Origin of the sequence: Melioribacter sp. Ez-97 (assembly GCF_051488665.1) — a bacterium.
Lineage (GTDB): Bacteria > Bacteroidota > Ignavibacteria > Ignavibacteriales > Melioribacteraceae > Melioribacter.
Window position 1 is genome coordinate 283,615 of the sequence record NZ_JBPSEG010000002.1, and the last position, 12,388, is coordinate 296,002.

The following is a 12,388-nucleotide window of genomic DNA, read 5'->3' on the forward strand; positions in this document are numbered from 1 at the left end:
AATTTCAACCGACGGCTATGCTGATAACTCTTAACAGCAGGTCGGGAAATATTCCGAATATCAAAACAAAAAGCGCGGAGATTATTATTGCAGACAAACTGTAAGGACTAACGTTAATAATTAAATCTTTTTGAGGTTCTTTGAAGTAAATATATACGACAACTTTAAGATAAAAATAAACGCTGATTACGCTCGACAATACGCCGACAATTGCAAGCCAGGTGAGTCCTCCTTCGATTGCTCCGAGGAATACATAATACTTTCCGAAAAATCCGGCAAGAGGAGGAATGCCGGCAAGGGCAAACATAAAGAGAGACATAACAGCTGCTAGAAAAGGACTGCGCGAATTCAAGCCTGCGTATGTATCGATATCAAGATTTGTATCAGACTCGCCTTCGATTACCGATATAATAGCGAAGGCTCCGATATTCATAAAAGTATATGCAGCCAGATAAAAAATAATTCCGCTTATACTTTCGACGTTGTTTGCCGCCAGACCTATCGACATATACCCCGCATGAGCAATCGACGAATATGCCAACAATCTTTTCAGATTACTCTGGGACAACGCTATAATGCTTCCCGCTACCATAGACAGAGTAGCAATAACGGCAAAATACGGCAGCAGAACGTTATTCCCGTTAACCGGAGACGAAAATGCCAGCAATATTATAAGCACGCCGAATGCTGCGGTTTTGCCTGCAGTTGACATTAATCCCGTAACTGTAGTCGCCGCTCCCTGATAAACGTCGGGCACCCACATATGGAAAGGGACAGCCGCAATCTTAAAACTGAAACCGACTACCAGGAGCAGCGCTCCGGTCCAAAATACAATATTGCCCTGCATCGATACGATATTATTTACTATTGTAAATATGCCCGTAGTTTGAGTAGCGCCGTAAACGAGAGCCAATCCGTATAAAATAAATCCTGAAGCAAAAGCGCCCAAAAGAAAATACTTCAGAGCGGCTTCGTTTGCCGCCAATTTTCTTCTGTTAATTCCGGCAAGAATATAAAAACAAATCGACATCAATTCGAGTCCCATAAAAATCATCAACAAATCCTGAGTGCTTGCCATTACCATCATCCCGAGAACCGAGGATTGTATCAATATATAATATTCGCCGTAATAAGTGCCGTACTTTTTCAGATAATCGGCGGACGCCAATACAACAAGCATGGCGGCGACATTAAATATAAAATTAAATATGGCGGCTCGCCCGCCTGCTTCTATCATACCGCCGAACAACAGCGCATGCTCGTTAATATTCCAGAGAGATATAATACCCGCAGCCAAAAAAGCCAAAGCGGAAAACCAGGGCAATATTTCCTCGCTGCGTTTGGAGGTTATTTCTACTACGACTGATATCAATATTGTAATTCCCAGAACAATAAAGGGAATCAACATCAAATATTCTTGATTACTTGTAGGCATAATTACTCTATAAACAATATGTCTTCGTTAGTTTCTTCTATAATTAATTTATGATTTTCTTTAATGTGCAACGCCAATTTTCTGTGATTCTTGAAATCGAAAATGTCTTTCCCTTCTTCCACAACGATTAATTTAATGGTTTCAAATTCAGTTACGACTTCCTCGAGATTCGGATATTCGAAAAAATAGATTTCGGTAAAGTTATCGTACTTATTATAGCAGGCTTCTTTCCGTTGATGGCTGAAATCCATGATTATATCGTTTTCTACAACGGCTTTGAGTATATCCGCTCTGAAAGGAAGGAGCACTCTGTTGCCGTAATGAAGTCCGTTAATATTATTTTTCAAAACCTCGTCTAAAGTTCTCATATTAACCTCTGCCATAATAAACAATGAACCATAAAATAGTAAATAAAGGCAATAAAATCGGGATTGAATATTTAATCAAATAACCGAAGAAACTCGGCATTTTAATGCCGGCTCTTTCGCAGATCGATTTAACCATAAAGTTTGGACCGTTGCCGATATAAGTCATCGCTCCGAAGAATACAGCAGCCACCGAAATTGCCTGAAGGTATAACGGATGCAGCCAGGCAAATTCGCTTACCTGCTCTTTGATCGTTACATCCATGCCGTATTTACCCAATGCGGCGCTGAGAAAGTTCAGAAACGTAGGAGCGTTATCCAGAAAAGCTGACAACGATCCTGTAGCCCAATAGAATATTCCCGCGTTCAATTGTTCGCCGTACAATTTGGCTTCGTAAGAAATTAATTGCAAAGCGGGTATCATAGTGGCAAATATTCCGATAAACAGATAAGCAACTTCTCTGATCGGTTCGAAGTTAAATTCATTCTTTTCGAGAATTTCTTTGTCAGCTCTTTTGTACGAAAGGTAAACTACGGTAAACATAATGATTTCTCTGATACCGATCGGAAGAGGAGCCAAAGAAGGCACCCAGCTAAAAATTCCCGGGTCGAGAAATACTGAAATTAATATTACCAACAAATAGATTAAATTCTTAGCGCCCTTGATTTCAATCTTGCCGGTATAATCCGTATCGGTTTCGGGCTCCTTATTCCTTGAATCGATAACATAAAAAATTGCCATTAACACAATCAGTGTAGGCAGCCATAGATACCAGATATGTTCTACGAACCAGAAGAAATCGACCCCTCTCAAAAATCCGAGAAACAGCGGTGGATCGCCTATCGGAGTTAAAGCTCCCCCAATATTACTGACCGAGAAGATAAAGAAAATTATATGATAGGGTTTAATCCTGTTTTTATTAATACGAATATAAGGACGTATCAACAGCATCGATGCGCCCGTCGTTCCGATTATATTTGCAATAACTGAGCCGAACAAAAGCACAAAAATATTGAGCAACGGAGTCGATTTTTTGTCGATTTTAATCAGTATTCCGCCCGACGCTACAAACAACGACGCCAATAAAGCGATAAACGAAATATATTCGGCGGCTGTGTGCAACAGCGTATGAGTATCGTTTAACAATACCAAATAATAAAAAGTGGTAATGCTTCCCAATGCGATTGCTATTTTGGGATAATTCTTTTCCCAGAAATGATGATAAAAAAGAGGACCCGTTGCAATCATAATCAATAGAACTACAAAAGGAATTACCATCCAGGGATTGGGCAGTGCGTGAGCGGCTTCCTCTCCGGATGCAAAAATATCTCCGGCTAAAAACGTAAACAAAAGTATTATTAGTTTTTTCATCTTTCCCTTATTTAATTAATGGCACGTATTCTGCAATCTGTTTCAACAATGAATCGACCGAAGCCTGTGTCATATGTAAAAATGTCGAAGGATAAACTCCAATCCATACTATAAAAACGAGAATCGGTACTAATACTATCATTTCCCGTTGATTTAAATCCGTAAGTTGTTCTTTCAAAGCGGGATTTTTAACTTCTCCGAATACGACTCTTTGATACATCCACAATAAATAGACAGCCGCAAATATGACTCCTGTCGCAGCAAAGACCACATACCACCAACTGCCGAGAACGTCGGATTTAAATGCTCCGAGTAAAATTAAGAATTCGCCAATGAAACCGTTTAAACCGGGCAATCCGATTGAAGAAAGCGAAACAATCATCAAAATAGTAGAATAGAGCGGCACGATTCTGGCGATTCCTCCATAGTATGCAATGTCTCTTCTGTGAGTTCTCTCATAAATTGCGCCTACCAGCAAGAATAAAGCGCCTGTCGAAAGCCCGTGATTGACCATCTGGATAACGGCTCCCTGCAGCGCTTCGGCGTTAAACGCAAAGATTCCAAGCACTACAAATCCGAGGTGGGATACCGACGAATAAGCAACCAATTTTTTCATATCTGGCTGTACCATCGCAACCATAGCGCCGTAGATAATACCGATGACGGCAAGCACGGAAATTATAGGCGCGTATTGAACTGCAGACTGAGGGAATAAAGGGAGATTGAAACGCACCAATCCGTACGTACCCATTTTCAAAAGAACTCCAGCCAGTATTACAGAACCGGCAGTCGGAGCTTCGACGTGCGCATCGGGCAGCCACGTATGCAACGGAAATAGAGGAACTTTTATTGCAAAACTTAAAAAGAATGCCAGAAACATCCAGTTTTGAATATCTCTCGTTATTGTCGGAGCCACTTTATAAAGTTCGAGCAGATTTGTGGTAAACGCGCCCGTTTGATTGGCGGCGTAAACAGCAAGCCAGATAATTGCGACCAGCATCAATAAGCTTCCGAACATCGTGTAAAGGAAAAACTTCACGGAAGCGTAAATTCTTCTTTCCCCTCCCCATATGCCGATGATAAAGTACATCGGGATAAGCATGGCTTCCCAGAAAATATAAAAGAGGAACAAATCGAGCGATATGAAAACTCCGAGCATTCCGGCTTCGAGAAGCAACATTGAAAACGTAAACATCTTAACGTTTTTATCGATTGCCTTCCACGTGGAAAGCAATGTAAGAGGGGTTAAAAATGTAGTCAACAATACAAGTATTAATGAAATACCGTCAATGCCCACAAAATAACTTACGTTCAGACTTTCTATCCAGACGGACTGATAAGTAAATTGGAATCCCGAATCGGCTGAATTAAATCCCGCATAAACTACAAGAGAAATAACAAATGCAATAAATGAAATGAACAATCCCGTCCACTTAATGAACTTCTCATTATCCCTTTTTATAAAGAGAACCAAAATACTGCCGACAATCGGAGTAAACAACAAATATGTTAATATATTACTGGATTCCATAATCTATATATTTTGTGTTAATTACAAACTCAGAATAAGCCACAGAAGCGCTGCGGCTATTCCAATCATCATTATAAAAGCGTAAAATTGAACGAAGCCGTTTTGAATTTTCCTGATTACTCCTGACAAACCGCCGATAACACGAGCCGTTCCGTTAACGATCCCGTCAATTACGGCTGCGTCGGTAAACTTCCAAAGAATTTTTTCGGAGCCTTTCTGGATAGGCTGAACTACGGCGGCTTCGTATATTTCGTCCACGTAGTATTTATTCAATAAAATTTTGTAAAGCGCGGCAAATTTTTCTGACATCCTGCGGGCGATATCAGGTTTTTTAGTATAGATTTGCAAAGCGGCATAAATACCCGTCAGAGCCAGCGCTACCGAAATAGCCATCAACAATATTTCTTCGAAATGAGTATGGAAACCGTATACGGATAATTTTTCCATTGCCGGCTGATAAACCGGCGCAAGCCATACTTCGAACAGATTTCCATGCTCGCCCGAAAACACTTCCGGTATTCCGATGTAACCCCCGACAACCGATAGAAACGCCAGAACCATTAAAGGCGCCGTCATTACCGCAGGAGATTCGTGCGGATGAACTTCGTTGTGATTAAACCTCTCTTTGCCCAGGAATGTAAGCGAGAAGAGTCTGAAAATATAAAACGCCGTCAACATTGCGGTTATAGCGCCGACGATCCAGTAGAACAAACTGCCGTTTGCATAAGAATACCATAAAATTTCATCTTTGCTGAAGAAACCGGATAAGCCCGGAAAGCCTGCGATTGCCAGCGAGGCAATTAAAAACGTTATGTAGGTTTTTGGCATATACTTTTTAAGACCGCCGTAATGACGAATATCCTGTTGCTCGTGCATACCGTGAATTACAGAGCCTGCGCCTAGAAACAAAAGTGCCTTAAAAAACGCGTGAGTCATTACGTGAAATATCGAAGCTCCGAAAGCGCCGACGCCGGCTGCAAGAAACATGTAACCCAATTGACTTACCGTCGAATATGCCAATACTTTTTTAATGTCGTTTTGGACTAATCCGATAGTCGCCGCAAAAATAGCAGTAGCCAATCCGATTACGGCAACCACGGTCATAACTGCCGGCGCGGATGCAAATATGATCGAAGCTCGAGATACCATATAAACTCCGGCCGTAACCATCGTAGCGGCATGTATTAATGCCGACACGGGCGTTGGACCTGCCATTGCATCAGGGAGCCATACGTAAAGCGGTATTTGAGCCGATTTACCGGTAGCTCCGATAAATAAAAACAATGCTATTAATCCGAAAGTTGTTTCCGATACAGGGAACGAAGCTGCTTTGCTGAAAACTTCGTTAAACGTAAGCGAATCAAAAGTGTAGAAAATTAAAAACATGCCGAGAAGAAAGCCGAAGTCGCCAATTCTGTTTACAACGAACGCCTTTTTTGCAGCTTCGGAAGTTGTGCCTTTTTCGAATTTTCTGTCGTACCAGAACCCGATCAAAAGATATGAACAAAGACCGACGCCTTCCCATCCAAGAAACAGAAGCACAAAATTATCGGCGAGAATAAGATTCATCATAGCGAAAATGAATAAATTCAGATACGCAAAGAAACGCCAAAAAGCTTTGTCGCCGTGCATATAGCCGATCGAATAAACATGAATCAAAAACCCGACTCCGGTTACAATCAAAGCCATGGTAAGAGAAAGCTGGTCTACCAGATAAGCGGCGTTTATTTTCAAACCCGCTACGGATATCCACGTAAACAATTCAACCGTATTAGATCTTTGATCGGCCGGTAATCCGAGAGTTTCGACAAAAGCCAGAACCGTAATAATGAAACCGAGTCCGACGGCGCCGCTGCCGATTATACCGATTATTTTTTCATTTTTAATCTTTCTGCCGAATAGTCCGTTAATCAGAAATCCGATAAACGGAAATACAACAGTTAAATAGATTAAGTCGATCATTAATACCTTACCATTTGAAAATATTGATTTCGTCTATATTGACCGTAAGTTTATTACGGAAGATTGCTATAATTATCGCCAGTCCGACGGCTGCTTCGGCTGCCGCTACCGTCATTACAAAAAATACGAACACCTGACCGGCGGGATTTCCCAAATACGAAGAAAAAGTAACCAGCGCCAAATTCGCAGAATTGAGCATCAATTCGATACACATAAAAACAACAATTGCATTCCTGCGTAAAAGCACGCCCGTAACGCCTACGGTAAACATAAACGCGCTTAAAACAAGATAATATTCCATTGGTATGTTAGTCATTACAACGGCTCCGTAGGAATTTATTCAAATTTTTTCTTTGCCAGAATCAAAGCTCCTATTGTGGCAGCCAACAGCAAAAAGCCCGCCACTTCAAAAGGAATAATATAATTAGTATAAAGCTCTTTTCCGATTGATTGGATTGTCCCGATTTCAACGCTTTTCATTACGTCGGGCGACAGGTTTCTCGACGGGGCTCCGTAAAAGATGATGTATGCCACCTGAAGAAATACGAATATCGAGATTCCTATTGCAAAATATTTCAATAATTTCTTTTCGCTGAAGATCCTGGCTTCGCTGTCGGTACGCAAAAGCATAATTACAAAGAGGAAGAGCACCATAATCGCGCCGGCGTAGACGATAATTTGAGCGACTGCAATAAATTGCGCGTTGAGCAATAAATAGAGTCCGGCGAGCGCAAAGAAATTCAGTACCAGAAAGAGAGCGCTTATCACCGCATTCCTTCTCGTAATCATCATAACCGACGAAACTGCCGCAATGAGCGCCAGGATAATAAAAAGTGCTAATTCCATCTAAGGTGTATTCCTGTATATCATTCTGGGAAATGGTATTGCTTCTCTTAAGTGTTCAAGACCGCAAATCCAGCTGACGGTTCTTTCCAAACCGAGCCCGAAGCCCGAATGCGGTACCGAACCGTATCTGCGCAAATCAAGATACCACTCGAAAAATCCCTGCGGCAGATTGTGCTCTTTTATTCTGGAGATTAGCGTATCGTAATCGTCTTCTCTCTGGCTTCCTCCGATAATTTCTCCGTAGCCTTCGGGCGCAAGCACGTCGACTGCCAATGCAAGTTTCGGATTTTCGGGGTCTCTTTTCATATAAAACGCTTTAACTTCCGCAGGGTACCGGTGAACCATTACAGGACGATCGAATTGTTCGGAAATGATTGTTTCGTCGGCTCCTCCGAAATCGTCGCCCCATTTAAAATCGACCCCGTTTTTCTTCAGGATTTCGACCGCTTCGTCGTATGTAATTCTTGGGAACGGTCGCATTACTTTTTCGAGTTTCGAAGTATCGCGTTCAAGTTCTTTCAATTCTTCTTTTCTCTCTTCGAGAACCGTTTGAACTATATATTCCAGAAATTCTTCCGCCAAATCCATATTATCGTTCAAATCGTAAAATGCCATTTCCGGCTCTACCATCCAGAACTCCGTAAGGTGTCTTCTGGTTTTCGATTTCTCGGCTCTGAATGTGGGACCGAAAGTATAAACTTTTCCCAGAGCCATTGCCCCGCTTTCGGCGTAAAGCTGACCCGACTGCGTAAGGTAAGCTTTTCCCAAATCGAAATAATCCATTTCAAAAAGAGTCGAAGTGCCTTCGCATGCATTCGGGGTTATAATCGGCGCGTCGAAAAGAGTGAATCCGCGCGAATCGAAAAAGTCCCGAATTGCTTTAACAATACGATGCCTAATTTTAAGGATAGCCACCTGTTTTTTCGACCTTACCCACAAATGACGGTGATCGATCAAAAATTCGATGCCGTGTTCTTTAGGCGTTATCGGATAGTCCTGCGAAAGGGAAATTAAATTGAGATCCGTCACGTCGAGTTCGTAACCGCCGATAGCGCGTTTGTCTTCCCTTACAACGCCCTTGACTTCAAAAGAAGATTCTTGCGTTATTTTATCGGCTAATTCAAAAATCTCGGGAGAAACATTCCCTTTGAAAACGACGCACTGGAGATAGCCGGAGCCGTCTCTCATAATAAGGAATTTGATTTTTCCGCTGGAGCGTTTGTGGTAGAGCCAGCCTTTTAAGCTGACTTCTTTACCGACGTGCTCTCCTAAATCTTTAATATAAACAGAAGGTCTCATTATCTGGAAATTCTCGAAAAATTATAGTCAAATATAATGAAGTGACTTATTATAATGCAAAAAAAGATGACTCTTTATGCTCATTGTTTCACCAATTCGGTATAAACCTTTTTGCCGAAGACTTCCTCAAACAGTTTTTTCCTGCGCTCCAGGTTCCACAACTCGATGGCAGGTTCCATACTATTTTTGTGCGTAACCGTAATTTTTACTCTCTTGCTCTCGATCGAAGCGTTAAGATGGCTTACAATCTTTCTGTGCGTCCTGTCGAAAGAATCGGCAATTCTCAGGATCGACGAAAGTTTTTTTACCGTTTCTCTTGTCTCCTGGTTTAATTTCATAAATTCAGAATGCCCCGGTTTGGGATGACTTTTTCTGTGATATCTGGCGGTGTGAGCTATTATGTCGATTTCGTTTTCAGAAAAACCGAGCAGCTCGCTGTTCTTAATTATATAATAGCTGTGGTGATGATGATTTGTATGGGAAATGTGATAGCCGACGTCGTGCAATATCGCTGCGGCTTCGAGGTACTCTCGACATTCCGGTTTTAATTTATGAAGCGGAACAAGGTCGTCATAAAGCTCCAAAGCCAATCGCGACACATGAATGCAATGTTTTCTGTCGTATTCGCATTTCTCAGCCAGATGCATAACGGATTCCTTGCGAATATTCGCCAGCACCGGCTTCGATTTTTCCGACGCGCTCTTTTGCAACGTATCGATGATTATGCCTTCGCGAAGGGCATATCCGGAAATTGTCATTTCGTCGATATCGAGCAGATCGAAAATCGTGTCGAGTATTATAACGCCTGCGGGAATAATATCGGCGCGTTTTTCGTCGAGCCCTTTTATTTTTTTTCTTTTTTCAGGCGTTTTTTTGGAAAGCGTTTCTTTGACGACTTCCTTTAATTCGCTTTTGGAAAAAGTAAAATTGTTGAGAATTGCCGCTTCGTTTGGCTTTTTCTTCTTGGCATTAATCATAAACCCGCACGACATTATTGTGCCGGAAGAACCGACAATTTTATCGAGACGGTATTGTTTCAATTGATTTGCCAGTGGAAAGATTTCGCCTTCCACCCATCTTCTGCAGGTTTCGATGCGCGAATTAGTTACCTTGAAATCCGGGAAAAATTTTTCAGTAAGCCGCACGGCGCCCAATTTCAAGCTGACCGAGAAATCGATGCGCCCTTTCAATCCCACTACAAATTCGGTGCTGCCGCCGCCGATGTCCACGAGCAAAGTTCTGCTGTCATAAATCGGAAGGGCTTTCAATGCGCCCAGATAAATCAAACGGGCTTCTTCGTGCCCGCTGACTACTTCTATATCAATTCCTGTTTTTTGCTTTGCCAATTCTATAAATTCGTTTCGATTGTGCGCTTCCCTAACGGCGCTTGTGGCAACTGCCCGAATAACCGCGTTATGCGAAACGGCAATTTCCTTGAATCGTACCAGGCAGTCGATTGCTCTTTCCATCGCTTCGGGCAGTATTTTTTTAATATCGGTGCTGCTGCCTTCGCCGAGTCGAATAACTTCTTTTTCGCGGTCGATAATTTCAAAATTTCCTTTGTTCTTAATTTTAACCACAATAAGATGAAACGAATTCGTGCCGATATCGATGGCGGCAAGATTTTTATTTATCATTGCTCTTTATCCCGTGAATTTAAAATGGAGTTGCATAAAGATATAACCTCTTCGACGCTGATGTCCGCAACCAGGTCGGATTTTCTCAGGAAAAATTTATTATTTCCCAGAGGAGCCCAATTGAAAGGATTCGTCGGCCCGAAAAGCGAAATCTGCGGAGTATTAGTAGCTCCCGCCACATGCATTATTCCGGTGTCGTTCGTAATAAAAAGATCGCTGATGGAAATCAAAGCGGCAATTTCAGGGATGCTTCGGTTAATAAAATATCCGACTTCAAAATCGATATTATTCCGGAGGAACTCAATTTCGTTTTTATCGGCGGAGCTTCCTGTAAAGTAAATTTTCGCCTTGAACTTTTCTTTTACATACAGAATCAGTTTCAGAAAGTTTTCCATCGGCCATCTGTTCTGAGGCTTTCCTGCGCCTACATGAAACCCGATCAGCGTTTCTCCCCGGAGTCGCGACGCGAATTTCCGGGCATAGTCGAGATCTTTTTTGTCGAATTCGATCCCGGATTTGAAATCTTTAGTCGATACTTTAAACGGTCTGACAATATCAAGGATAAAGTCCGAAACATGAGCGTCCGGGTTAACCCGCCAGTCGAGGTCAATCCTGTAATTAAACAAATACGATATGTAATTTTCCTTGCCGTTCAAAGAAGCAGGACCTATCTTAATCCCGCTGTTCGAAAATACCGCCAAGATGCAACTTGTTTTCGAAATTGCAACGGTTGCCGGCACTATCGCCACATCGTATTTTTTCCGCAAAATGCGAAATAACTTTATAAGGTAAAAGGGATTGAATATTTTTTTCTTATCGAAGACAAAGAGTCTGTCGACAAATTTATTTTTCGTTACAGCATAAAAATTTTCGGGACTTGCGATCAAAGTCGTTTCAGCCTCCGGGAACGATTCCTTAACCGCTCTGAAAAGGGAGACGCTTGCCAGCATATCTCCGAGCTGATTATGCTGACGAACAATCAGGATTCTTTTCGGCTGACCCAGGTCGAAGTCGTTCAGGCTTTCGGCTGAGAAATACTTTTTCAGAAATGATTCGAAAGGATTTTTATTTTGACGGGGCATCAGGAATTATTATTATTTTCTTTCGGTTTAATTTCTTCGAATTTTGCTTCTATTACGTCTTCTTTATTGATTTTATATTTAGAATTCTTTCCGGACTCAGGTTTCTTATGCGATTCCGAACCGCTCGATTTGAGGACGCGGTACACAGTTTTAATCAATCTGTAAATTATCGTTATTAACAGTATCCATATAATAACTCTCAAAATACTAATCATTATTGCTCGCCTCCGGTTTGAAATACTCGATAAATCCTCTGTCTTCCCTGAATATCTGCTCGTAAAGTTCGTCGAAATCCTTTTTATTATTTACAAAATCGATTTCAGATGTATTGACAATAAGCAGAGGAGTTTGGCTGTATTTGAAAAAGAAATTGTTGTAGGCTTCGGACAATTCTACAATGTAAGCCCGGGTCAGGTGTTTTTCCATAGGCCGGGCTCGTTTTTTGATGTTGTTCATCAATCGGTCGATGCTCGCCTGAAGAAAAATCACCAAGTCCGGTTTCGGAATATCCCTTTCCAATAAAGGGAAGATCGACTCGTAGAGTTTTAATTCTTCTCCCTGTAAATTGAGATATGCAAAAATCTTATCTTTGTCGAAAATATAATCGGATACGATATAACGCGCGAATAAATCCTGCTGGTTGAGCCGCTGCTGTTGTTTGTAACGATTGATAAGAAAAAACATTTGCGTCTGGAACGCATAGCGATGTCGGTCTTCGTAGAATTTTTCGAGAAAAGGATTTTCCTGAAATTCTTCGAGAATCAGATTGGCGTCGAGCTTTTCTGCAAGCATTTTTGCCAGCGTCGTTTTACCCGCTCCTATAACGCCTTCGATTGCTATGTATCTGATATCCTGCACC

General features: G+C 41.7%; 12 protein-coding genes. All 12 read right to left on the bottom strand.

Annotated features, from left to right (window positions below; genetic code table 11):
* Positions 1 to 4 precede the first annotated feature (4 nt).
* A complete protein-coding gene (locus ACSSWA_RS03545) occupies positions 5 to 1,435 on the bottom strand; it encodes an NADH-quinone oxidoreductase subunit N (protein ID WP_437355204.1) in 1,431 nt (476 codons plus the stop codon).
* Between the two features lie 2 nt (positions 1,436 to 1,437).
* Positions 1,438 to 1,803: a hypothetical protein gene (locus ACSSWA_RS03550; RefSeq protein ID WP_437355205.1), complete on the bottom strand. Its 366-nt coding sequence runs from the start codon at positions 1,801 to 1,803 to the stop codon at positions 1,438 to 1,440.
* Position 1,804: 1 nt separating this feature from the next.
* Entirely contained in the window at positions 1,805 to 3,172 is a 1,368-nt protein-coding gene (locus ACSSWA_RS03555; RefSeq protein WP_437355206.1) for a sodium:proton antiporter, read from the bottom strand.
* 7 nt (positions 3,173 to 3,179) lie between these two features.
* A complete protein-coding gene (locus ACSSWA_RS03560; protein ID WP_437355207.1) occupies positions 3,180 to 4,703 on the bottom strand; it encodes an NADH-quinone oxidoreductase subunit M in 1,524 nt (507 codons plus the stop codon).
* Between the two features lie 21 nt (positions 4,704 to 4,724).
* Positions 4,725 to 6,665 carry an NADH-quinone oxidoreductase subunit L gene (gene nuoL, locus ACSSWA_RS03565; protein ID WP_437355208.1) on the bottom strand — a complete coding sequence of 647 codons (1,941 nt, stop codon included), beginning with the start codon at positions 6,663 to 6,665 and terminating at the stop codon, positions 4,725 to 4,727.
* A gap of 7 nt (positions 6,666 to 6,672) precedes the next feature.
* A complete protein-coding gene (gene nuoK, locus ACSSWA_RS03570) occupies positions 6,673 to 6,981 on the bottom strand; it encodes an NADH-quinone oxidoreductase subunit NuoK (RefSeq protein WP_014854818.1) in 309 nt (102 codons plus the stop codon).
* Positions 6,982 to 7,001: 20 nt separating this feature from the next.
* Entirely contained in the window at positions 7,002 to 7,511 is a 510-nt protein-coding gene (locus ACSSWA_RS03575) for an NADH-quinone oxidoreductase subunit J (protein ID WP_437355209.1), read from the bottom strand.
* The gene (gene asnS / locus ACSSWA_RS03580) at positions 7,512 to 8,810 is read right to left on the bottom strand and encodes an asparagine--tRNA ligase (RefSeq protein WP_437355210.1); all 1,299 of its coding nucleotides are present in this window, start codon (positions 8,808 to 8,810) and stop codon (positions 7,512 to 7,514) included. It lies immediately after the preceding gene.
* Positions 8,811 to 8,890: 80 nt separating this feature from the next.
* Entirely contained in the window at positions 8,891 to 10,447 is a 1,557-nt protein-coding gene (locus ACSSWA_RS03585; protein ID WP_437355211.1) for a Ppx/GppA phosphatase family protein, read from the bottom strand.
* The gene (locus tag ACSSWA_RS03590) at positions 10,444 to 11,529 is read right to left on the bottom strand and encodes a glycosyltransferase family 9 protein (RefSeq protein WP_437355212.1); all 1,086 of its coding nucleotides are present in this window, start codon (positions 11,527 to 11,529) and stop codon (positions 10,444 to 10,446) included. The genes ACSSWA_RS03585 and ACSSWA_RS03590 overlap by 4 nt, the downstream gene beginning before the upstream one ends.
* Positions 11,529 to 11,744, bottom strand: a complete 216-nt coding sequence (locus tag ACSSWA_RS03595) for a hypothetical protein (protein WP_437355213.1) — start codon at positions 11,742 to 11,744, stop codon at positions 11,529 to 11,531. Before ACSSWA_RS03595 ends, ACSSWA_RS03590 begins: the two co-directional genes overlap by 1 nt.
* Positions 11,737 to 12,387 (bottom strand): deoxynucleoside kinase, encoded by a 651-nt coding sequence (locus ACSSWA_RS03600; RefSeq protein ID WP_437355214.1) that lies wholly within the window; start codon positions 12,385 to 12,387, stop codon positions 11,737 to 11,739. The genes ACSSWA_RS03595 and ACSSWA_RS03600 overlap by 8 nt, the downstream gene beginning before the upstream one ends.
* Between the last annotated feature and the right edge of the window lies 1 nt (position 12,388).